20 protein-coding genes and 17 tRNA genes are annotated in these 23,205 nt (G+C 32.0%); all 37 read left to right on the forward strand.

The annotated features are described in order from the left end of the window. On the forward strand, nucleotides 1-1,987 hold a 1,987-nt coding region (gene fusA / locus ACVC2P_RS20075), incomplete at its 5' end, for an elongation factor G (protein ID WP_452600230.1). 816 nt (nucleotides 1,988-2,803) lie between these two features. Next, nucleotides 2,804-3,496, forward strand: coding sequence for a hypothetical protein (locus tag ACVC2P_RS20080; protein ID WP_452600231.1), 693 nt, complete (start codon nucleotides 2,804-2,806; stop codon nucleotides 3,494-3,496). Further along, on the forward strand, nucleotides 3,481-4,872 hold the full coding sequence (locus tag ACVC2P_RS20085) for an RtcB family protein (RefSeq protein WP_452600232.1): 1,392 nt from the start codon (nucleotides 3,481-3,483) through the stop codon (nucleotides 4,870-4,872). Before ACVC2P_RS20080 ends, ACVC2P_RS20085 begins: the two co-directional genes overlap by 16 nt. Nucleotides 4,873-4,899: 27 nt before the next feature. Beyond that, complete coding sequence (locus ACVC2P_RS20090; RefSeq protein ID WP_452600233.1) at nucleotides 4,900-5,454, forward strand: hypothetical protein; 555 nt, start codon at nucleotides 4,900-4,902, stop codon at nucleotides 5,452-5,454. A gap of 4 nt (nucleotides 5,455-5,458) precedes the next feature. Then, on the forward strand, nucleotides 5,459-6,151 hold the full coding sequence (prfH, locus tag ACVC2P_RS20095) for a peptide chain release factor H (protein WP_452600234.1): 693 nt from the start codon (nucleotides 5,459-5,461) through the stop codon (nucleotides 6,149-6,151). 96 nt (nucleotides 6,152-6,247) lie between these two features. After that, nucleotides 6,248-6,781: a tetratricopeptide repeat protein gene (locus ACVC2P_RS20100; protein WP_452600235.1), complete on the forward strand. Its 534-nt coding sequence runs from the start codon at nucleotides 6,248-6,250 to the stop codon at nucleotides 6,779-6,781. Nucleotides 6,782-6,860: 79 nt separating this feature from the next. Beyond that, nucleotides 6,861-7,430 (forward strand): metallophosphoesterase, encoded by a 570-nt coding sequence (locus ACVC2P_RS20105; protein WP_452600236.1) that lies wholly within the window; start codon nucleotides 6,861-6,863, stop codon nucleotides 7,428-7,430. Nucleotides 7,431-7,489: 59 nt separating this feature from the next. After that, nucleotides 7,490-8,521 (forward strand): metallophosphoesterase, encoded by a 1,032-nt coding sequence (locus ACVC2P_RS20110; RefSeq protein ID WP_452600237.1) that lies wholly within the window; start codon nucleotides 7,490-7,492, stop codon nucleotides 8,519-8,521. A gap of 883 nt (nucleotides 8,522-9,404) precedes the next feature. Then, nucleotides 9,405-9,477 (forward strand) — tRNA-Lys (locus tag ACVC2P_RS20115). 6 nt (nucleotides 9,478-9,483) lie between these two features. Beyond that, nucleotides 9,484-9,570, forward strand: a tRNA-Ser gene (locus ACVC2P_RS20120). Nucleotides 9,571-9,575: 5 nt separating this feature from the next. Then, nucleotides 9,576-9,648 (forward strand) — tRNA-Pro (locus tag ACVC2P_RS20125). Nucleotides 9,649-9,663: 15 nt separating this feature from the next. Continuing rightward, nucleotides 9,664-9,750 (forward strand) — tRNA-Ser (locus ACVC2P_RS20130). Nucleotides 9,751-9,893: 143 nt separating this feature from the next. Next, nucleotides 9,894-9,965: transfer RNA gene (locus ACVC2P_RS20135), tRNA-Asn, on the forward strand. Between the two features lie 6 nt (nucleotides 9,966-9,971). After that, nucleotides 9,972-10,044, forward strand: a tRNA-Cys gene (locus ACVC2P_RS20140). An 11-nt stretch (nucleotides 10,045-10,055) separates the two neighbouring features. Further along, a tRNA-Tyr gene (locus ACVC2P_RS20145) sits at nucleotides 10,056-10,137 on the forward strand. 6 nt (nucleotides 10,138-10,143) lie between these two features. Then, nucleotides 10,144-10,267, forward strand: a tRNA-OTHER gene (locus ACVC2P_RS20150). Nucleotides 10,268-10,411: 144 nt separating this feature from the next. Continuing rightward, nucleotides 10,412-10,483: transfer RNA gene (locus ACVC2P_RS20155), tRNA-Asp, on the forward strand. Between the two features lie 105 nt (nucleotides 10,484-10,588). Continuing rightward, nucleotides 10,589-10,660, forward strand: a tRNA-Glu gene (locus ACVC2P_RS20160). Nucleotides 10,661-10,670: 10 nt separating this feature from the next. Beyond that, nucleotides 10,671-10,743 (forward strand) — tRNA-Val (locus tag ACVC2P_RS20165). Between the two features lie 5 nt (nucleotides 10,744-10,748). Then, nucleotides 10,749-10,822, forward strand: a tRNA-Met gene (locus tag ACVC2P_RS20170). Nucleotides 10,823-10,844: 22 nt separating this feature from the next. After that, a tRNA-Arg gene (locus ACVC2P_RS20175) sits at nucleotides 10,845-10,917 on the forward strand. Nucleotides 10,918-11,050: 133 nt separating this feature from the next. After that, nucleotides 11,051-11,123: transfer RNA gene (locus ACVC2P_RS20180), tRNA-Ile, on the forward strand. 85 nt (nucleotides 11,124-11,208) lie between these two features. Then, a tRNA-Phe gene (locus ACVC2P_RS20185) sits at nucleotides 11,209-11,281 on the forward strand. A gap of 11 nt (nucleotides 11,282-11,292) precedes the next feature. Beyond that, a tRNA-Ile gene (locus tag ACVC2P_RS20190) sits at nucleotides 11,293-11,366 on the forward strand. A gap of 72 nt (nucleotides 11,367-11,438) precedes the next feature. After that, nucleotides 11,439-11,924 carry a ribonuclease H-like YkuK family protein gene (locus ACVC2P_RS20195; RefSeq protein WP_452600238.1) on the forward strand — a complete coding sequence of 162 codons (486 nt, stop codon included), beginning with the start codon at nucleotides 11,439-11,441 and terminating at the stop codon, nucleotides 11,922-11,924. A 168-nt stretch (nucleotides 11,925-12,092) separates the two neighbouring features. Then, a tRNA-OTHER gene (locus tag ACVC2P_RS20200) sits at nucleotides 12,093-12,204 on the forward strand. 296 nt (nucleotides 12,205-12,500) lie between these two features. Continuing rightward, nucleotides 12,501-14,381: a hypothetical protein gene (locus ACVC2P_RS20205; protein WP_452600239.1), complete on the forward strand. Its 1,881-nt coding sequence runs from the start codon at nucleotides 12,501-12,503 to the stop codon at nucleotides 14,379-14,381. A gap of 202 nt (nucleotides 14,382-14,583) precedes the next feature. Further along, nucleotides 14,584-14,721, forward strand: a complete 138-nt coding sequence (locus ACVC2P_RS20210) for a hypothetical protein (RefSeq protein WP_452600240.1) — start codon at nucleotides 14,584-14,586, stop codon at nucleotides 14,719-14,721. A gap of 1,612 nt (nucleotides 14,722-16,333) precedes the next feature. Then, on the forward strand, nucleotides 16,334-17,404 hold the full coding sequence (locus ACVC2P_RS20215) for a slipin family protein (protein ID WP_452600241.1): 1,071 nt from the start codon (nucleotides 16,334-16,336) through the stop codon (nucleotides 17,402-17,404). Between the two features lie 73 nt (nucleotides 17,405-17,477). Next, nucleotides 17,478-17,891: a hypothetical protein gene (locus ACVC2P_RS20220; protein ID WP_452600242.1), complete on the forward strand. Its 414-nt coding sequence runs from the start codon at nucleotides 17,478-17,480 to the stop codon at nucleotides 17,889-17,891. A gap of 57 nt (nucleotides 17,892-17,948) precedes the next feature. After that, nucleotides 17,949-18,977 carry an RNA ligase gene (locus ACVC2P_RS20225; protein ID WP_452600243.1) on the forward strand — a complete coding sequence of 343 codons (1,029 nt, stop codon included), beginning with the start codon at nucleotides 17,949-17,951 and terminating at the stop codon, nucleotides 18,975-18,977. A 16-nt stretch (nucleotides 18,978-18,993) separates the two neighbouring features. Continuing rightward, the gene (locus ACVC2P_RS20230; protein WP_452600244.1) at nucleotides 18,994-19,875 is read left to right on the forward strand and encodes a phosphatase domain-containing protein; all 882 of its coding nucleotides are present in this window, start codon (nucleotides 18,994-18,996) and stop codon (nucleotides 19,873-19,875) included. Nucleotides 19,876-19,887: 12 nt separating this feature from the next. Then, entirely contained in the window at nucleotides 19,888-20,553 is a 666-nt protein-coding gene (locus ACVC2P_RS20235) for a hypothetical protein (protein ID WP_452600245.1), read from the forward strand. A 19-nt stretch (nucleotides 20,554-20,572) separates the two neighbouring features. After that, nucleotides 20,573-21,625, forward strand: a complete 1,053-nt coding sequence (locus ACVC2P_RS20240) for a hypothetical protein (protein ID WP_452600246.1) — start codon at nucleotides 20,573-20,575, stop codon at nucleotides 21,623-21,625. A gap of 60 nt (nucleotides 21,626-21,685) precedes the next feature. Further along, nucleotides 21,686-22,210: an exonuclease domain-containing protein gene (locus tag ACVC2P_RS20245; protein ID WP_452600248.1), complete on the forward strand. Its 525-nt coding sequence runs from the start codon at nucleotides 21,686-21,688 to the stop codon at nucleotides 22,208-22,210. Nucleotides 22,211-22,358: 148 nt separating this feature from the next. After that, nucleotides 22,359-23,108 (forward strand): nucleotidyltransferase domain-containing protein, encoded by a 750-nt coding sequence (locus tag ACVC2P_RS20250; protein ID WP_452600247.1) that lies wholly within the window; start codon nucleotides 22,359-22,361, stop codon nucleotides 23,106-23,108. Continuing rightward, nucleotides 23,109-23,205 (forward strand): DNA polymerase beta superfamily protein (locus tag ACVC2P_RS20255; RefSeq protein ID WP_452600249.1); only part of this gene is annotated, 97 nt, incomplete at its 3' end.

The raw sequence follows: 23,205 nt of genomic DNA on the forward strand, positions 1-23,205 counted from the left end.
CTATTACACAGGGACAATACACAAACCAGGAAATATAGATGATGGTAATACAGTAACCGATAGTGATCCTCAAGAAGCAAAACGAGGCATAACGATTTCGTCATCGGCAATTTCAGCAGATTGGAATTATAATGAGATGACACATCAAATTAATATAATAGATACGCCTGGGCATATAGATTTTGCTATAGAAGTAGAACGTTCATTAAGAATATTAGATGGAGTTGTGGCTTTATTTTGTGCATCATCAGGTGTCGAGCCGCAATCTGAAACCGTTTGGAGTCAGTCTAATAAATATGGTATTCCAAAACTATGTTTTATTAATAAAATGGATAGAATCGGTGCAGACTTTTTTAAAGTTGTCAGCGACATTCAACAAGAATTAAATACAGTGCCAATGGTACTTCAAATTCCTATTGGAGAGGGCGATGATTTTATAGGTATTATTGATCTTATAACAGAAAAAGCAATGTATTGGAATGCGAATGATTTAGGACATACTTGGGAAGAGAAAGCAGTCACTGAAGATTTAAAGCCATTACTGTTACAATGGAAAGAACAACTTATAGAAACAGTTTCTGGTTTTGATGAAACTATACTGATTAAGTATTTGGAAAATGAATCGATTAGTAATACAGAACTAATGCATGCTATTAGAGCTATTACAATAAAACAACAGGCAGTACCAGTGCTTTGTGGTTCATCGTTTAAGTATATAGGCGTGCAGCCATTATTAAATGCTATTTCGCAATATTTACCAGCGCCGGATGATATTAAGTATATAAAAGGTGTAAATAAAAATAATGAAGAAGAACGCAGATTACGTTCTGTTAGTACACCATTTACAGGATTAGTATTTAAGGTTGTTTCAGATAATTACGTAGGAAGTTTAGCTATGGTTAGAGTGTATGCTGGTGCTATTAAAGTAGGCGAGACTATTTTAAATTCTAGATCTCAACAAAAGAATAGAGTAAGTAGAATTTTAAAAATTCAAGCCGATAAATTTATAGAACTAAAAGAAGCTAAAGCAGGAGATATTGTAGCATTAATAGGATTAAAGAATGCAAAAACTGGAGATACGTTATGTGAACTAGACGATGCATTTACTTTAGAATCTATTGATGTGTCAGAACCTGTTATAAGTATAGCAGTGGAACCAAAATCTAAAGATGACGAAAAACATTTTGGAGAAGCTATTGCTAAAATTTTAGACGAAGATCCATCATTAAAAATGTCTTTCGATCAGCAAACAGGGCAAACCATTTTGCATGGTATGGGAGAGTTACATTTAGATGTACGATTAGAAAAGTTGAAATCAGAATTTGGAGTAGCCATTCAAAAAGGGAATCCAAAAGTATCCTTTAAAGAACGTTTACAGACAACCGTAGAACATACAGAAGTCTTTAAAAAGCAAAATGGAGGAAACGGGCAATTCGCTCAAATTAAATTTACATTGGGTCCTAGTGTCGAAAAACAAAAGGGATTAGAATTTGTAAATGAAATTAAAGGCGGAAACATACCTAAAGAATTTATTCCAAATGTTGAAAAAGGGTTTTTAGAAGCTATGCAATCTGGAATATTAGCAGGTTACCCTGTAGAAACGATGCGTGTGGTTTTATTAGACGGAAAGGTTCATGCAGAAGATTCTAGCCCATTAGATTTTGAAATTGTTGCTAAACATGGTTTTAAACAAGTAGCAGCTTTAACAAAACCTATACTGTTAGAACCTATAATGAATGCCGAAATTGAATGTCCAGAAGATTATTTAGGAAAAGTAACATCAGACATTAATAAAAAACGAGGCATTATTATGGAAATAAAAGAAGACGGAACGAAACGGAAGATAAGTGCCCAAGTGCCTTTATTAACAACCTTTGGTTACATCTCCGATTTAAGAACCTTAACTAGTGGTAGAGGAACAATATCTTTAACTTTATTAAGGTATAATAAAGTAACAGAAACGGTTTTTAACCAAGTAGTATTATAATTATGAAAAGCTGTGATTTTCTAAAAATCATGGCTTTTTTTTTAAATTTAAAATAAAAATCACATATTTGCACTGCATAAAAGCACAAAAAATTAAAATAAATACTTGTATGAATCTATTTGAATTACATAATCAGGGCGAAAAACTGCGATATTATAAGCATTTTAATAGATAGATACAGTTTAGAAAATAATAAAAACGTCCAAATAATTAAATTTGGACGTTTTTTTTTGATTTTTTTTAAGAGACATAAACAATGAGTGTTGATTAACTACATGTCACGCCATCAGTAAGTTATAAATCTGAATAATTTCGGACAAGATTTCTATTGTCTAAATGTTTTGTAAGTAATTGGTTTACAGTAAATTAATTTCAAAATTTATTTGGAAATATCAAAAATTACATTTTATATTTGCATCGCAATAAAGCAACAAAATTAAGTTTAACTAAAATCGAAGTATGAGTTTATTTATATCAAATCAAAACGATCCAAAAGGAATTCTACCTTTTGTTGTGCTTCGAGCGTATAGTTAATACCACTTTTCATAGATAAATGAAAAATCCGAAGCAATTTAAAAACTGTTTCGGGTTTTTTGTTTTCAGTCATTAGCAAGTCTGCTAAAAAACATCCAAACAGTAAATTAACAACAACACAACCAGAATGGTAGTTTGTTCGTAGCCGACACGATTCAAAATGCAATTCACAACACAAAATTTAAAAATGAAACACTTATATACAATCTAAACACCGATTCCTAATTGGGAGTAATTATTGGAATCATTAAAACAAAGACAAAACCATTTTGAAAATGTCTAATGAAACCAGTACACATAAAAGCAGCGAGGCAAAAGGAAGTTTGTCGTTTATTAAAAAGACAATGGGAGATTAGTAAGCAAATAAATAACCTAGGCTTTATAGAATTAGAAAAACCGATACGATACGGTTGGTATAAAGAAATTAAAATAACCCATCGTGTAGAAAATTATAAGCACAAAGAAGCCATTTTAGAAGTTTACAATAAGGTTGAAAAAGCCATTTGGGCAAAAACCAAAGAAAAAGTAGAGTTTAAATGGCAAAAAGAAACCTCTCGGCATCTTATTTATAATGATGTTCCTACGCTAAGCAAAAAGCAATATAATAAGTTAAGTGATGGTGCAAAAGCACTATGTGTAGCTTTTAGATATTATGAGTATAAACATAAAATAAAAACAAGATTTTATGTAAAGCTTCCTAAACGAACCTATAAAATTAAGTTTACTAGAGCCTATATAACACACAGGAAACGTATAGATCCAGAGCTTTTAAAAGAACGCTCATTTATAGAAGAACAATTATATAAAAAAGGATACTACAACATCACTGAAGGATTCTATTCTTGGTCCGATTATTATTGGAAAGCAAGAATAGATAGACAAGAAAAATTAAAAACAAACAGGAGTCTAAAAGAGTTAAAAAAATATGCTCTAGAAGACATTATTAACGAAACCATATCATGGGAAAGAAATTAAGCGGAAAAGACTTAATAAAATTAGGCTTTCCAAAAAACAATAGTATTAATGTGACTTTAGGTCAGATTAATCGATATCAGAAACGAGTAAAAAAAGAGAAAATATTAACAGAAGCAAAAAAAGTATTATTAAATCCAGAACACTATAAAGGTGATGGCGTTTGGGGGAAAATAGCAGAAAGTTTATTAGATCCAGTACATGTAACAAAACAAAAGTTAAACACTCACAGAGCACCATTCCATATTTATGGCGAAAACGAAATTGAAGATCAAGCAAAATATCAATTATACGATGCTTTAAAGTTGCCAATTTCTGTAGCAGGCGCTTTAATGCCAGATGCTCATGTAGGTTATGGCTTACCAATTGGAGGTGTATTAGCCACAAAAAATGCAATAATACCTTATGGCGTAGGTGTAGATATTGGCTGTAGAATGTGTTTAACTATTTATCCAGTAAAAGCCTCTTACTTAAAAGGTAAAAAGCATCAATTGGAAAATATTTTGTCCGAGCATACCAAATTTGGAATGTACGAAACGCATAAAGTAAAACATGATAGCCCAGTTTTCGAGCGAGATGAATTTAAAACCATTCCGTTAGTAAAACGCTTAAAAGATAAAGCCTATAAACAATTAGGAACCTCTGGAGGAGGAAACCATTTTGTAGAATTTGGAGAAGTCAATATTCTAGATGTAAACAACGAATGGGGTTTACCAATAGGAGAATATCTAGGCGTTTTATCGCATAGCGGATCACGAGGATTAGGTGCTAACATCGCAAAACACTATACCTATTTAGCAACAAAACAATGTCCGTTGCCAAAACATGTACAACATTTAGCATGGTTAGACTTAAATACGCACGACGGACAAGAATATTGGTTGGCCATGAATTTAGCTGGAGATTATGCGCAAGCTTGCCATGATGATATTCATAAAAGAATAGCAAAACTATTAGGAGAAAGACCAATAGCTAAAATAGAAAATCATCACAATTTTGCTTGGAAACAAGAAGTAAATGGCGAAGAATGTATAGTGCATAGAAAAGGAGCAACACCAGCCAAAAAAGGAGAATTTGGTATTATCCCAGGATCTATGACAGCGCCAGGATTTATAGTAAGAGGATTAGGAAATAAGGACAGTTTACAATCGGCATCGCACGGTGCAGGACGATTATTGTCGAGACGACAATGTAAAATGAAGTTAACGCAAAGTGCAGTTAAAAAAGAATTACAAAAACATGAAGTCTCATTAATAGGTGGAGGTATAGACGAAGCACCAATGGCTTATAAAAACATAGAAAAAGTCATGCAAAACCAATTAGAATTGGTGGAGGTTGTAGGTAAGTTTACACCAAAAATTGTGAGAATGGACAGATAATTTTTTGCTTAAAAAAATAAAGAGATTATGGGAGCAAATCATAACATAAAAAGATACGGAGAACAGTGGCCAAACTATAGAATAGAACAAGGTTTGGACATTTTAAATAAATTAAAAGCATGGATTATAATCTCTGGAGGTTGGGCATGGCATTTTATGTCACCAGAAGATCATACAGAATATAAACATGCGCACGATCATAAGGATATAGACATTTTTGTACGCCCAAAAGACGTTGCAGAAGTTATGGTAATATTAGCACAAGAAGGCTTTAAAAAAGTGTGGACAAGATACGATCACATGCCAAGTAATGAGAATTTTAGACGTTACGAAAAAATAGACTGGTTAAACTCTGGAAAACAAATAAGAGTAACTATAGACTTTTTCGAATCGGCTACTGTAGAAGCTATAGAAGTAAGCGGCTGGAAAATAGTAGAGCCTAAAACACTATTAAGCTATTACTCCAATATTCATTCTAGCGATAAATGTTGGGCAGTAAAAGCTGCGTTACAACTCATTGAAAAAGGTAAAAGCCCAGTAGGCCATGTATTACTTTCTAAAAATCCTTTAGAAAAAACATAAAACATTGGAAACAAAAATAATACAAATAACCTCTGGTCGAGGTCCAGCAGAATGTTGCTGGGTTGTAGCACAAGTATTAAAGAAATTTTTAGACGCCGTAAAAAGCAATACTATAGATTATAAAATATTACAAAGAGAAAAAGGAATTGAAAACATGACATTACAATCTGTCACGATTCAACTAGAAGGAAAAAATCTAAGTACATTTTTAAATCAATGGAAAGGCACAATACAATGGATAGGAGTTTCAACATTTAGGCCAAAACATAAACGTAAAAACTGGTTTGTAGGGCTATACGAAATTGAACAAAAACAACAATTTCAAATACATGAAAAAGATATTAACTATCAAGCTATAAGAAGTTCAGGGCCAGGAGGGCAACATGTAAATAAAGTGAGCTCCGCTATTAGGGCTATCCATAAACCAACTAATACGCAAGTGTTAGTAATGGATAGCCGCTCACAACATCAAAATAAAAAAATAGCAAGAATACGTTTACAAGAAAAAGTAAACGAGTTACAACTTAAAGCGCTTAAATCTAATATTAAAAATCAATGGGAAAACCATTTAAAATTAGAACGAGGTAACCCAATACAGGTTTTTAAAGGATCCGATTTTAAGAAAAACAAAGTTGTAAAAACCTATAAAAAACAACGCAGTACATTAAAAAATGACCTGCGTAATGAATTAAAATAATAGATTAAAAGTACGTCATGTCGAGTAGTTTTTCTAAGAGAAACGAAGAAAAAATGTATCGAGACACGCTTACTTTTAACCTTAAAACTTAAAACGATGGAAACAAGTTTATTAAATAATTACGTGCTTAAAGCTATAGATGCTTATCCATACGAGTTAGAAGAAGCTGTAGAAAATTTAAACTACGCTTTGTCATACGAATCTGAAAATGTATATGCTTTATATTTAATGGGGCAAATACAAGCAGAGCAATTAGGAGATTACGAACAAGCAAAAATATATTATGCAGAAGCACTAGCTAATAAAATGGATTTTCAAAAAGTATATTATAAGTATATACAGACATTATTATGGAATGACGATTTTAATGAAGCACAAAAACTAATCGATTTTGCATTAACTGTAAAAGGAATAGATAAGGGCTGTATTTGGGACAAGCAAGGACAATTGTTTGAAATAAAACAAGAGTATAAAAGGGCTATTAAAGCCTTTAAGACAGCTAAACAATTTGGTTATAACGATTCTTTTATTAGCTATATTGATAGTGAAATAAGCAGAATAAAGAGTAAAATAAAACCAAGTAAGAAGAAAACAAAAGCAAAGAATAAGAAGAGTAAAAAGAAAAAATAATCAATAGAGATTGTCTAAAATATCAGTTCGAGCACAGTTGAGAACTAAATAGACAATCACATTAAAAAATATAAATACAATGAAGTATGCAACAGATGTATATTTTACATCAGACCATCACTTTGGTCACGAAAATATTATAAAGTTCTCTAACCGTCCATTTAATACAGTAGAAGAAATGGATCAAGAACTTATAAAACGATGGAACAGTAAAATTGGTAAAAATGATAAGGTCTATCATTTGGGAGATTTAGGCTTGTGCAAAGCCGATAGAATGAAAGCTATTTTAGAGCAATTAAATGGTAAAATCTATTTAATAAAAGGTAATCACGAAGGTGCAGCGATGTCTAATACTAATCGATTTGAATGGACAAAAGACTATTTCGAATTAAACGTCGCCGATGAAGAAGCACCAAATGGTAAACAGAAAATTATATTGTTACACTACGCTATGCGTGTTTGGCGATCTAGTTTTCGAGGAACATGGCATTTATACGGACACTCGCACGGAAGCTTACAAGACGATGAAACCATGAATGCATTCGATGTAGGCGTAGACTGTCACGACTTTTATCCGTTATCCTATGCTGAAGTAAAAGCCATTATGAAACAAAAAAAATGGGAACCCCCATTTGAGAAAAGAAAATAGAATAACGACACAAAAGAGTAATTACAATTGCTCTTAATGAGTGTCTAAAACCCAAAAAAATGAAAAAAACATACATAGTAGGAGATTTACATGGATGCTATGATGAGTTTATAGAGCTATCAAATCAAATAGGAATAACCGAAAATGATTTAATAATTTCACTAGGAGATCTTGTAGACAGAGGGAATAAATCTTTAGAGTTATATAACTATTTTAAAAATCGAGATAATGCAATAGTATTAATGGGTAATCACGAAAGAAAACATTTAAGAGGTGTTTTAAGTTATTCTCAAGAGATAGTAAAAGTTCAATTTGCTGATGAATATAAAGGTTTTAAAGAATGGTTAGAAACACTTCCTTATTATTATGAAACAAATGACGCTATAATAGTTCATGCTTTTTTTGAGCATGACAAAATATTAAGTGAGCAAAAGAAAGAAGTTTTGGCAGGAACAACTTCTGGAAGTAGGCATCTTGAAACTAAATATGAAGAAGGTAAATATTGGTCAGACTATTACAAAGGAACAAAACCTATAATCTATGGGCATCATGTCGTTGGTGATACTCCAAAAATTAAGAATAATACTTATGGTATAGATACAGGAGCATGTCATGGCGGACATCTAACTATTATTGAACTTCCTGGATTTAAAATCCATCAAGTAAAAGTGAAAACAGATTATTGGAAAGTAGCACAGTCAAAGTGGCAAATACCAGTGTTAAAAGCAAAAAACTGGGAAGGTATGAAGATTGAACATATTCGTAATGAGATTAAAAAATTAAGCTATAAAAATGAAATTGAAGTCAAGAATTTCTTGAAAGAGATTGAAAACTGGCTTGATCAGTTATTAAACACTATTGTAGTATTAAAAAATCGATTAGAAGAAATTACTTTAGAGTTAAAAGAAAAATATAAAGATGAATTTGGTAGAAATATAGCCAAATTAAGCTACAGTAGCTTTCTTTATAAAGCAAATTCGAAAAACTTACAAATAAGTGATTTGGAAAAAATGTTATATACACCAAGGAAAATAATCAACTTAGCTCTCGAGTTAAGTTTAGAAGAAATCCCTAATAGAGAGAACTTATAGATAACCTAATAATTAATTTTAATAAAATATTTGCTACGTAAAAACATTGCGTAATACTATTAAATATTTGCACTGTAATTAACAATTAGTTACTAATGCTATTAATTGATTTTTTAGTAATTAAGAAACGCTCTGTCGGAAATTGTATTCTGGCAGAGTTTTTAAAAGCATTTGTAATAAAATAATTGACTACGTAAAAACAATGCGCATTAGAGCTAAATATTTGCAGAGTCAATAAAAAACAAAATGAATAAACAACAAATACATAAACAACCCATATTGCGCTTTAGTGAATATGATTATAGAAGAGCAGTCATCGCACTGAATCTCTTAAGAGGATGTTTTATACCTATTTTAAAAAATAAATTATGATTTAACCCATAATTAAAAGTAGAATATAAAGCGTCCAACCTAAAAGTTGGGCGTTTTTTTTGAAATTATTTTTAAGTGAATTTGAAAAACTAAAAACAGTAAAATAAGAATTTGAAACAGCAAAACAATTGTGAGACAGGCTATTGTAAAAATGTTGATTATCCGTTAAAAAACGGACAGGGATTTCAATGCCTTAAAATTGATTAACTAATTGATAATCAGTAAATTAAATTGAAATTTTTCTTGTATAATTCAAAAAAGCGTTTCATATTTGCACCATCAAAATAACAAAACAATAATGAGGAATTATTTACAACATATAATTAAACAAAATCTTTGGTTTCGCTCGCCGAGACCAGTCGCAACATTTAGTTGTGATGAAAGATTTATAAAATATACTAGGAAGGTTGTGTATACATGAGTTGATGTATACATAGATTTAAAAAAAGCACCTTCCGTTACAAGAGGTGCTTTTTTTATGGTGTTCATTGAAATAGAAATATAGAAAAATTGACGTGTAGCTTAGTTGGTAGAGCAAGGTACTTTTAATGCCGAGGTCGTGAGTTCGATCCTCACCGCGTCAACAAAACGGAAGGGCAAGCCAATAGGAGGTGGCCACAGTCTTGAAAACTGTTCGGAGTTAATGACTCGTGTGGGTTCGACTCCCACTCCTTCCGCAAAACTGAGAGGATAACGATGGATAGTTTACTCGCTTTGGATGCGAGAGGTTGCAGGTTCGACTCCTGTCTCTCAGACTAAATAAATTAAATGGAGGATAGGCAAATGTTGGTTCGTTGCGCTTGTCTGCTAAACAAGTCCGCCATATGGCGGTGAAGGTTCGATTCCTTTGTCCTCCGCAATACTATGGGGTTATAGTTTAACTGGCTAAAACAGCGGGTTTAACTCACTGAAATTTATTTTGATAAATAAATTTCGTTGAATTCGCAAGCTCATTTGCAATTTGCAAAACGGAGTGTAAGTTTTCGTAACTCCAAAACATGATATTGTAGCTCAATGGCAGAGCAGTTGGTTGTTAACCATCAGGTTAAGGGTTCGAATCCCTTCGGTATCGCTAAATGACAAGGTGGCTGAATGGTTAAGGCATTAGTCTGCAAAACTAAGTTTTATGAGTTCGACTCTCATCCTTGTCTCAAAAATAAAAGGGAATGCGTCAACGATGGTGAGTTGAGCCAGTCTGTAAAACTGGTGCCAAAGCTTAATAGGTTCGAATCCTATCATTCCCACAATAAGCACCTATAGTGTAATTGGTAACATAGTAGACTTAGCTCACATACTATTTATTTTAGATTTTGGAGTTCGTGAATGCAAAGCATTTCCAATCTATAGTTTCGAGTTCGAGTCTCGATAGATGCTCTTTTAAAAAATACATCTATGGTGTAAGGGATAGCACAAGAGATTTCTAATCTCTACGTCCAAGTTCGAAATGCAAAGCATTCATGAGCACCTATTTATTGAAATAGACGCTATGCGAACTACTCTTGGTAGATGTACAAAATTGGTTCATTGGGGTAATGGTTATCCTTCTCGACTGTCTCTCGAGAGATACGAGTTCGATTCTCGTATGAACCGCAAAAAAATTAGGGGAATAACAATGGTTGTGAAATGCTAAGCATTCACGAATACCAATTTATAACAATTATTAGAATATGAGATAATTCTGTCCCTTAAACAAAAGCTCCGTTCGTCTAACGGTTAGGACGCCTGCCTTTCGAGCAGAAAACAAGGGTTCGATTCCCTTACGGAGTACAAATTAAAATGAGGCATAACTCAGTGGTAAGAGTGTCACGCTTACATCGTGAAAGTCATAGGTTCGATCCCTATTGCCTCAACAAATTGAGATGTAGCTTAATCTGGTAGAGCATCGCTCTCATAAGGCGAAGGGTTCAGGTTCGATTCCTGGCATCTCAACTAATCCTGAAGGATTATTAATAAGCTTATAGTGTAATTGGATAACATGCTAGAATACGAATCTAGTGATACGGGTTCGAGTCCTGTTAAGCTTACAAACTAACTTGTAGTGTAATGGTAGCATTCAAGAGTTTAGCTCATTCGTTTTTATTTTCTAATAAGGTATTCGTGAATGCAAAGCATTTGACTCTTGAGGTATAGGTTCGAATCCTATCAGGTTAACAAAATTGTGATATAGCTTAATCGGTAAAGCGCTCACCTGATACGTGAGTAGATGAAAGTTCAACTCTTTCTATCACAACAAAAATGATGATTTTGATTTATTAGATAAAACACCTCGTTGTGAATGAGGTAAACAGACTTATAATTTCTAATTCATCTAAAAAGGAGCAATAGCAAAGTAGGTCTATGCGTCTGGTTGAAGCCCAGAAGATACTGGTTCGAATCCAGTTTGTTCCACAAAAATAAATTGAGATATAGCTTAATTGGTTAGAGCTTCGCTTTGATACGGCGAAAGATTCAGGTTCGAATCCTGATATTTCAATTTTAAAATAAAAATGAACGAGCTCATTCAGTTTGTTCCACAAAATTAATATTTAACTAAAAATGGGAACTTATGAAAGTTACACAACAAAAATGGAGAAACTTTAGCGGTAAAGTCTTTGATCAGCCCATTACGGAGATTATTGAAAATGCTATTGTAAAAGAGAAAAAGGCAGGCTATAGATTAAAAATTTGTGTGGGCTCAGATTCGCAAGCCTATAAATCGCATATCGAATACGCAACAGTTATTGTGGTATTACGTGAAGGTAAAGGAGGCTTTATGTTTATGAGAAATTATAAAGGCACTAAACAAATAGGTATTAAAGAACGTATGCTTAAGGAGGTAATAATGTCTGTAGAAGAAGCATACGCTATTTGCAACATTTTAGATAAACATAATGTTGATTTAGAGGTACACGCGGATATTAATACAGATCCAAAGTTTGAATCTAACGTAGCACTTAAAGATGCTATGGGCTACATTTTAGGAATGGGTTTTGTTTTTAAAGCGAAACCGTATGCATTTGCAAGTTCGTCTTGTGCAGATAAAGTGGTATAAATAATAAATTTTGAAATAGTTTAAACTACGCAAAACTATTGCGTAAAACTATGAGATATTTGCAGAGTAATTAATTAGAAGTCTTTTTGGAATCAGACTTTAAAATAGCACTCCGCTAGAAGTTAATTCTAGCGGAGTTCAATAAAAGTTCTTTAAAATATTAAAAATAGTCCAGTAGCTCAGAGGATAGAGCGCCTATCACTTTTCGTTGCAAGACAAAAAAAGTTCCTCTATTAAGATTCTAATCTGGAGGTCGTGGGTTCGAATCCCACCTGGACTACATTACAAATTACCGACATAGAAAGTTCCTATAACCATTCACGATAGAAATTACTTTCCGTTGGTATAAGACAAAAGATGTTCCTGTAATTTGCTGGTTCGAGTCCAGCGCCCGTAAGGGCCTTTGGTTGTGTTTTACGTCTCGTCTTAAAAGACAAAAAGAGTTCCTATAGGTGTCGTTTAGACATCAGATTTGGGTTCTGACATTTACTCTTCGTCTTTAAAAAAAATAATAGGTAAACGGAGTTCCTATAAACAGTTAAGAAAATACTCCTCACTTATTTATAATAATAGAAAATGAATTTAAAAAATCACAAAATCAAGAATAATAGTTATAATGGCGTGAGTAAAACATTAAAGTTATTTAATGCCGTTGTCGCAAAAGCATCAAATGCAAAGCCATACATCTCTGAAAGTGGATTTATCATTGCACCCAATGCGCTTTGGGCGAAAGATAGTATTATCGCTATCTTAAAAAAAGAAACATTAAATGGTAATGATTTAAATAAGACCTTTCATAAATCGTGGTCTACAATTAAAAATAGTTCGAAATATAAGTTGTATGTAGAACAAATTAACCATTATATGTCTACTTATGGAAGTCATTTTCAAGAAGCTATTTATATCCCAGAAGAAGTGCTTAATGTTCCAAATGTAAAACTAGTTTATAAGGTAATTAAAGGCTATTCTGTAGATGAAATGCAACAGAAATGTTTATCGATGTTGCAATCTGGTATTGCACTTAAAGAAGAGACTATAGATAATTTGATTACAGTTTTAGTAGATGAGTTAGACTATACTTTTACTGGTAAAGAAAATATAAGAAACAAAGAAGCAGTTATTAAGTTAGCGGAGTATTATAATATTTACCCAGAGAATGCTGTAGAATTTTTTAGGTATATTATTTATAGAGCAACAGATACAACTTTATTAATTAAAAATGATACTTTAATTGAATTGATTAAAGCGAGTTCATATAATCCAACACAAGCATTTAAGCAATTTGGTTTAGAAAAATTGGCAGAAATTTTTAACAGATTCAAGCCTTTGTTTTTAGCCTTTAAAAATAAAGCGCCAAAAACGATTAATAAAATCAGTAAGTTATCGAAAACGCATCATAAACCATTAGTTTCAAATCCGTTAAATGATGTTACAAATGCCTTTCTAACAGATAAAGATGTGCATTGGTTAGACAATGCAACACCATTTGCTTTATTTAAAGCATTATCAGCTTGCTATACTAGAAAACAAGGGCAAGATGCCTTTTTGTATAGAATTAGAAATGGTAAGTCTTGGGTAAAGTCTGATGGAGTTTCTGCTGCAAGTAGAAATAATATGCTTTCTAATCTTTTAAAGAAAAACAAAGCAGGTAAACATAAAAAGGTGATTTTAGAAAATACTGTATTTAAGGAAAATTATCAGTTTTTAATTAATTATTTAAAACAGCGTTTCGATTTATCAGGGAAACGATTGTTTTTTCCTGAGGATATTACGTATGCGTTGCCAACATCAGAGAAAATGTATGTAGGTAACATTCCTACAGGAACATGTTTTTATGGAAAAAAAATGGCAGTGGGTATCTATTGGGAGAATGCTTGGGGTGCAAACGATTTAGATTTATCAGGTTTAAATATTGCTGGTAAAGTAGGTTGGAACGCTACCTATAATCAACAAGAAGGTAACCTAATGTATTCTGGAGATATTACATCGGCGCCAAAAGGAGCTGTTGAGTATTTGTATGCTAATAAAGGTTTAAATGTACCTACTTTGGTTCAAAATAATGTGTATTCTGGAGCTTCAGATTGTAGTTACAAGATTGTTATAGGAAAAGGTGATAAAGTTTCTAGAGGTTACATGATGAATCCAAACAATCTTTTTGCAGATATTAAGTGCGAATCTGTACAGCAACAAACCATTTTAGGAATGCTGATTCCTAAAAAAGATAAACAATGCTTTGTATTATTAAATTTTGGTTCAGGGCATGCTAGAGTTTCTGGTAATTCCGAAATATCAAATTTAGCAACCAAAGCATTATATCAACAATGGAATGAACCATTATCATTTGATACGTTGGTAAGAACTTTAGGAGCTGAAATTACAGATTATAAAGATGAAGCAGATTTTGATTTTTCTATAGAGAATTTAGAAAAAGATAGTTTTTTAAAGCTTTTTAATTAAAATAAATTTCACTACGCAAAAACACTGCGTAATACTGTAGAATATTTGCAATGTAATTCATTAGAAGGTTCTTAAAAAGAAGCTGTCTAAGTTTAATAAAAACGATCATTGAAATAAAATGAAGCTTTAAAGAAGCGTCAATATTGAAAAAAAATCATCATTTATTATAAATGATGGGGCGGCTTATCGTCCATAGATAAACTTGGTAACAAGGATAAATCTACTTGCAGACACTGCAAGTGGAGACTGTAGTCATTTAGATTATAGTACAGGTAAGCAAGCAACTAACATAAATAACTATTTACAAGGGGCAACCGCTGGCGTAAATAAGGATTTATAGCCGACTTTTTATATAGGCTTGAGGTGGAGACATCAATAGGAAAAGTTGTAGTAATAGGTTACGTATAGATTATCCGGTCTTGCGGAGCGTGTTGCAGTATTAAAGTTACCCGATAGTAAATGATTCGGTAACTTAAAATACGGTGTGTTGGGAAACACACAAGGAAAAGGTTGGTATTTTGTAGGCTAAAATCTACGAAGCCATTTTCGAAGCCCTTTTCCTAGGTCAAAAACAAAATTTGTAGGTTCGAGTCCTACCAAACTATCACAGGTTTGTGGCGAAATTGGTAAACGCACTATATTTTCACTATAGAGTATAAAACGCAAAAGACTTCGAGCGTTACAGCAGTTAGTAGTTGCCTAAACCCATTGTAATATATGGGGCGGTAGAGGCCGCAAGCCTTTACTGTGCGGTGAACATTCTAGTAGGCCGCCTCGTAAAGAGGACGCCTATTAATAGTGAGGGAGCCAACCCTTGTAATTGCAAAGCGTGGTATAAAACCACTATGCAAGCTAAGTCTAAGTTGCCGAACAGCTGTAATGTAATAAGGCATCGGGTGAGTACGTTAGTCTCTAAGCAATGAGAATAACGTGGAAAACTAGAGAAAGTGCAAGCTATAATACTAGGAAAGCTCATCTACAAACGTAAGTATTCTCAAAACGTTTTTTAAAATATATACCTCTTTAGCTTAAAGGGAAGAGCTGTGTCAAAAGACCTTGATTCGTAGGCATGGAGTGATAGGATGATGTGGTTGGTGGCGTGCCCGCCAATGACTAGATTTTGCAGAAGCACCGAAATACACAGGATGTAGAGTAGGGAAGCGCATTTAGAGCCTATCTGTTTACAATAGTAAAAGTACCAGTTCGAATCTGGTAAGAGGTACAAGCATAATATTCCCTCCTTCGAGGGAATTAAAAAATATCAAGCTGGTCTTGTTGGGTGTTTCTGTATAGCACTATTGTATAAAACCTTGCCAATAAGTATCAGGTATTTATATGCAACTAGACTTGAAGGTTTCGATTGTTTATCCAAAAAATAATCATCACTCTATAGGTCGTGGGTTCGATTCCCACTCTCAATTCATTTGAGATAGTTCAGTCAGGTTAGAACAATAGACAAGCACAGGTTCGATTCCTGTTATGACAACCGTAAAAGTCATATAGCTCAGCGGTAGAGCACTACACTGTTAATGTAGGATGCGGATTAAAAACCCGCATTTTCACAAAGAAGGTCCCTTTTAAAAATCGACCACCAATGTGCGCCACACATTAAATGGCAAAACAAAAACAAAGAGAAAGTAAGCTGGTAAAAGCAATACGTTGTTTTTACAATCTAAAAGATACCTTGAAATACAGAAGTATTTAAAGGCATTTTTGCATCTCCTTTTTAGAAAGCCTATTATTATAAATATCTTGAAGAACTACAAGGTCTGCTAATAAAACGTTAATAAAAACGATTTGTAGAATACTCTAAAACGCTTGTATTTCCGTAGCCTTAAAGATGGTTTACTTTCAATTTGTTTTTACTAAAAGAATAGCCATTTCAAGTAAAAGGAATCCTATTATAAATGTTTAATAATTCTGGGGAGTAATTCAGAATAAAAATTAGAAAAATGAAACAAGTAAGAATTCATGCAGGTCATGTAGGCTTAGTGTTTAAAAATGGTAATTACGCACGCGTTATTACAGAGGGTAAACATTGGTTATGGTTTAACGAAAGCGTAATGACGTATAGTTTAACCGCGGCATTTAATGCGCCAAAAGCTTTGGAAATCTTACTACAAGATGAGGCTTTGGCACAATTGTTAACCGTTGTAGATATTCAAGATAACGAGATTGTTTTGGTATATAGCAACAATAACTTTAAACATGTATTAACAGCAGGACGTCACGCCTACTGGAATAGTCTAATAGATTATAAATTTATAACCGTAGATTTTACAAATATTAACATTCCAGAAACCATAGATGTGGCTTTATATAATAATGCAGCCTTACGTCAATACATCCGTACGTTTGAAGTGGCAGCATACGAAAAAGCGATTATGATTGTAAACGATAAATATGCTAAAACCTTAGATCATGGTACATATCATTTCTGGAGAAACGATAAAACCATTAAAATAGCTAAAGCCGATTTACGTCAATTACAATTGGAAGTTTCAGGTCAAGAATTATTAACAAAAGATAAAGCAACCGTTCGTGTAAACTTTTACGCACAATATAAAGTAACAAATATAGAAACCGCTTTAATGCAGAATAAAGACTACGAAAAACAGTTGTACATTACACTACAATTAGCTTTAAGAGCCTTTGTTGGTGCTTATACTCTAGATGAATTGCTAGAGCAAAAAGAAACCATTGCAAATGCTGTTTTACAAGACGTAAAAACACAAGCAAACAAGCTAGGTGTTACCGTATTGCATACAGGTATTAGAGATGTTATTTTACCAGGCGACATGAAAGAGATTATGAACCAAGTATTAATAGCACATAAAAAAGCGCAAGCCAATGTAGTAACAAGACGAGAAGAAACAGCCTCTACAAGGAGCTTGTTAAATACAGCTAAATTAATGGAAGACAATACCATGTTGTTTAAGTTAAAAGAAATGGAATATGTAGAGAAGATTGCAGATAAAATTGGAGAAATCACAGTATCGGGCAACGGTAATGTTATAGAATAATTAAAAGATATTTTCTCTGTAAATAAGTAAATGGTACACCTCAATTTTTTAAAGTTGAGGTGATTTTTTAGAAATGAAAAAAATAAAAATATATTGTAAAAGGTGTAATATCTCGTTAAGTAATGAGTTGGTTGAAGTAAACGAGAGTGAATTAAGTTTTAATGATTGTTTAAACTTATTACCTGAAAATTCTTTTATTTATTGGGATAACCCTGAAATAGTAACCCCAAATAATGTTAATTTATTCACTACTGAAAACTCAGTTAATCTTAAAAATTCTAAAAATATAAATAAATATTTTGGGTGCTGTGGTTTTTCAAATTTAGAGTTCTTAAATCAAGTCTGTCCTAATTGTTATAATAAATTGGCTATTATCTTTTCTGATTGTTGGTGGTCTCACTTTATCGCATTCGATATTTCTCAAATAGTAGTCAAAGATTTTTCAGATTTAAGTGCTATTAAAAAAATAAATTTTCAAACAAATTAAATTACGCAAAATCATTGCGTAATACCATTTCATATTTGTACTGTAATTAATAATAAAATGAAAACTACAGTATTAAACATCGAAAAATTAGAAGACGCAATCGCTAAAGGATACATTCATAAATGTAAACATCCAGAAGCAAATCTGTGGATTTATAACTACACACAAGCAACGCAGTACGAGCAATACTGGGCCAAAGAAACGTTACAATGTAGAGGTTTAATTTTAGACGAAAACTATACTGTTGTAGCACACTCTATTCCTAAGTTTTTTAATGTAGAAGAAGTAGGTTATGGTGCTTTGCCAAACGAATCCTTTAAAGTATTCGAAAAAATGGATGGATCACTAGGTATTTTATATTGGTTAGAAAACAAACCATATATTGCTACAAGAGGTTCGTTTACAAGTAAACAAGCTAAAAAAGCAAACGACTTGTTACAAAGTAAATATGCTTCAGCAATTAAAAGCTTAGATAAAAGTAAAACCTATGTGTTCGAAATTATTTACCCAGAAAACAGAATTATAGTAGATTACGGTACAGAAGAAGCTTTGGTATTAATTGCTATTGTAGATACTAAAACTGGTAAAACAGAAGCCCTTAAAAATATAGGATTCCCATTACCAGAAATCTACCACTATAATAGTTTAAGAGCATTAAAAGCATTAAACTGGAAAAATAAAGAAGGCTTTGTTATTCAATATGAAAACGGATTTAGAGTAAAAATTAAATTCGAAGATTATATAGATTTACATAAAATTGTAACACAAATATCATCTTTAACCATTTGGGAAACATTAAAAGAAGAAGGTGAATTAACCCAGTGGATTGAAGATGTACCAGACGAATTTTTTACATGGGTAAAAAAAGTAGAAACACAATTAAGAGAACAATTTAAAACTATTGAAACCATTTCGAAAACAGAATATAAAGAATTAAGCACAGACAGAGAGACGGCAGGTTATTTTAAAACCTGTACCTATCCAGCAGTTTTATTTGCTATAAAAAACAGAAAAAACTACGATAAAATTATCTGGAAAATGATTCGTCCAGTATTTGAAAAAGCCTATTCTAACGAGTTCAATTAGTAAAAAGAGACAAACAATGAAAACAATAATCATATTACAAGGGATACCAGCATCAGGAAAATCAACATACGCTAAAAAATTAGTATTAGATAATCCCGGTATGTATAAAAGAATAAATAGAGATAGTTTACGAGACATGTTAGATTGTAATCACTTCTCTAAAGGCAATGAAAAATTTATAAAACGAACACGAGACTTTCTTATAAAAGAAGCCTTGTTAGCAGGGAAACATGTTATTGTAGACGACACTAATATTTCTGAAACCAATGCAGAAAGAATAAAAGAAATAGCACAAGAATACATGCAAGAAACTGGGCACACAGTAAAAGTAGAACTAAAAAAAATGGAGATAGAAGTAGAAGAAGCTATACTTAGAGACTCTAAAAGAGAAAACCCTGTAGGTAGAGATGTTATTTTAAAGATGCATAAGCAATTGCATACTGGTAAAAAACTTAAAAATGAAATAAGAGCGCAAGACGATACTTTACCTAAAGCCATTATTTGCGATTTAGATGGAACGCTATCTTTAATAAACGATAGGAGTCCTTTCGATGGCAGTAAATGCGGACAAGATTTACCAAACACACCCATAGTAAACATGGTAAAAAACTATAAAGCATTAGGATTTAAAATTCTATTACTATCTGGAAGAGACGGACAATTTCAACCAGAAACCAAACAATGGTTAAAAGATCATAATGTGGAATACGATGCCTTATGGATGCGTAAAACAAAGGATAATAGAAAAGACTCTATTATAAAAGAAGAATTATTTACAGAACAGATAGAGAACAACTACTTCGTAGAATTTGTATTAGACGATAGAAACCAAGTGGTCGATTTGTGGAGACAAAAGTTAAAATTACCATGTCTACAAGTATTCTATGGAGACTTTTAAACATCAGAAAACATGAGTTATCCCTATCAAATATTTGGATCAGAAAACTCTCTGGATTTAGACGTTTGTTTTTATGTTGAAGCGTTATCAAGTATTAACAATAACCATAAAACAGTAGAGCAATTAATAGAAGCAGAAGCCTTTAAAACATTAAAAACAGTAAACGCCAACTTAGCAATAGTAAAAGAAGGGATTGTTGTTGATTGTTTTAAAGGCATTCCAGATGAGTTAAATAATGCATTATATAAAACCTATCATTTACACGAACAAAAGTATGAACGTAAAATTCAACGATTAGTAGTAAGAGATTTAGAGTTACGTATAGCACGTTGTGCAAGAGCGTTAGTCTCATATTTTACACGAACTACATTAAGACAAGACGCAAAAGAAGCATTAAAAGGAACACTACGGGATAAATTATTGTTTTTAGAACAAGTAGAATTAAAAGATTTTAAAACCTTTGGAAAACACGGTTCTGTAATTGAAGTATATAAAAGTACAGCTTTTCAATTAGGGATAACATTAGCCTTATTTCAAGACATAGAATTATACACAAAAGATAGTATAATAACATTATTTCCAGAATTTAAACGCTACCTGTTAAGAGCCAGTGACACTAGTGAAGCACTACAAAAACAACTAAAACTATTTGTGCTTTTGGCAAAACAAAGCATATAAACAATAAATTAAGATCAAGATGTTAGATGATAAAATTTTAAAAGAGATTTATTTGAATAAAGAGTTCGTTAACTCTATTAAATTAATTAAACTAGGATTTGGAGAAATTCAAAACATAAATTTAGATAATGATTTTTATCATTTGCCTCTTCAAATTCTTTCTAGCGGAATTGAGCGTTTTTTAAAATGCTATTTATGTTATGGCTATTATGAAAAGAATAATGATTTTCCTGATTTTAATACTTTAAAGTCTTTTGCAGGTTCATCTGGTCATGATATTTTAGAATTGAAAAAAGAAATTATAACTAATTATTTTTTTCTTAGGCATAAAGATGATTCATTTCTAGCAGAGGATAAGTCGTTTATTAGTGATGATAAATTTTTAAACGAATTACTAAATTTATTATCTGAGTTTGGCAAGTTTGCTCGCTATCATAATTTAGATATAGTTACATCTAAAAGAAGACCAAGTATAGATGTTGAAAAATTATGGGATGAATTTGAAACAAAAATCTTAAAAAATAATTCATCGCTTTTTAAACGTTTTTTTAATATTAAAATTCAACAAAGTAATGAGACATACGATTATATAAATTCTGAAATCATTTCTATTCTTGAGAGATTTATTAGAGGATTATCTAGGCAATTCACTTTTGTCAATCTTGGTAGCTTAGCAAAACAAAATTCTGGATGGGTTTTTGACTTTATGAAAATTAAAGATAAAGATTTAGGACGAACCATATACAAGAATATATCAAAAGAAGTAAAATTAAGAACTCGTAATCCTCACAAGAGAACAATTGAAGATGATTTTGAAAGACAATCAAATCCAGATTTCAAATATAAAAATATTAAAAAAGTAGATTTCAAAGGAGATTGGCCTTTTTATGCAGACGAAATAATTTTAGAATCAAGAAATAAACATTGGTATATAATAACTATTGATGGTCATGATTATGCACTCAATGGCAATGCTTCAGATAAATATAAATTAGAGCATATTAATAATTCAGGCCTAGTAATATTCGGTAAACCAACGAGTATTTTTATTAAAATCGCTGAAGAATTATAAAAAAGCAATTGACTTTGCTGAGGTGCTTTCAAAAAATTAAACAATAAATATATAATAGTCATAGACTTAGAAGCGACCTGTTGGAACGGGAAAGTCCCCAAAGGGCAGGTTAGCGAAATTATAGAAATAGGAATCTGTATATTAAATACAGAAACAGGAGACATTACTAAAAGCGAGGGTATACTAATAAAACCAGAACGTTCTACAGTAAGTCCATTTTGTACAGAGTTAACAACGATAACACAAGCGTTGTTAGATAAAGAAGGCGTAACATTTAACGAAGCTTGCACCCAATTAAGAGAAAACTATCAAGCACATCATTACAAGTGGGCAAGTTATGGTGTTTATGATTTAAATATTATGAAGTTGCAATGTAGAATGAGAGGTATAGAGTATCCTTTATCTCACAACCATATAAATGTAAAAACATTATTTTCTGAAGAGAAAGACTTAAAAAGAAAAGTAGGTATAAAAGGCGCTTTAGGTATACTTGGTATGCCATTAGAAGGAACACACCATAAAGGTGTTGACGATGCTAACAATATTGCTAAAATCTTATATTGGTGTATAAAAAATAAAGAATAATAACAGAAGGTTTTTACCCTAGTTAATTAATAGAGTTGTAAATTGTTGTTTTCTTTGTTACTTTTAGCCTAAGATTATTCCTTCATTGTAGTGTGAAATTACAATTTAATAAGAAGGCAAATCTTTTTTAATCATAGTCAGTCCCCAAATGATGAAAACTAAAATTATAGAAAAACTTTCGGAAATAGAGAAAGAAAAAAACATAGAAATACTATTCGCAATAGAATCTGGAAGTAGAGCCTGGGGTTTTGCTTCACCAAATTCTGACTACGATGTTCGTTTTGTTTATAGACATCCTAAAGATTGGTATTTAAATTTATGGGAAGGTAAAGATACTATAGAATTTACTACAGAAGATAACCTTGATGGCGTAGGCTGGGACTTAAAAAAAGCTATAAAGTTAATGACTAAGTCTAATGCTTCTATTATAGAATGGCTCTTTTCTCCTATAATTTATCGTGCAAATGATGCTTTTTTAAAAGATATGCAAACATTGGCAAAACATAGTTTTAATCCAATAGCAGGGTTTTATCACTACCATAGTATGAGCAAAAGTTTCTTAGAAAAAGTATCTCGAGAAAATGTAAGCTTAAAAAGTTTTTTCTATGCGTTACGAGCAGCATTATCTGCAATGTGGATTGTAAAGCGTAAAACCGCTCCGCCAGTTTTGTTTTCAGAATTGCTAGATTTAATAGATAATAATACTATAAAAGAAATAGAAGCTTTAATAGAATTGAAATCGCAATACAGTGAAGCCTTTCAGGTAAAGCAAAACCAAAGACTTTTTATCTTTTTAAAATATACTATTTTAGATAATGACGAAAAAGGAAAAAAACTAATTAATTGCCAGTATAATCCAGAAGATTTTAATAATTTATTTCTTAAATACCTTAAGTAATTGACATTAGAAGAACTTAAAACGTCTGGGCATATTATTTTTGAATGCATTAGCGGTAGTCGTGCTTATGGGTTAGAAACAGAAACATCAGATACAG

The sequence above is a fragment of the Pontimicrobium sp. MEBiC01747 genome (assembly GCF_053601635.1).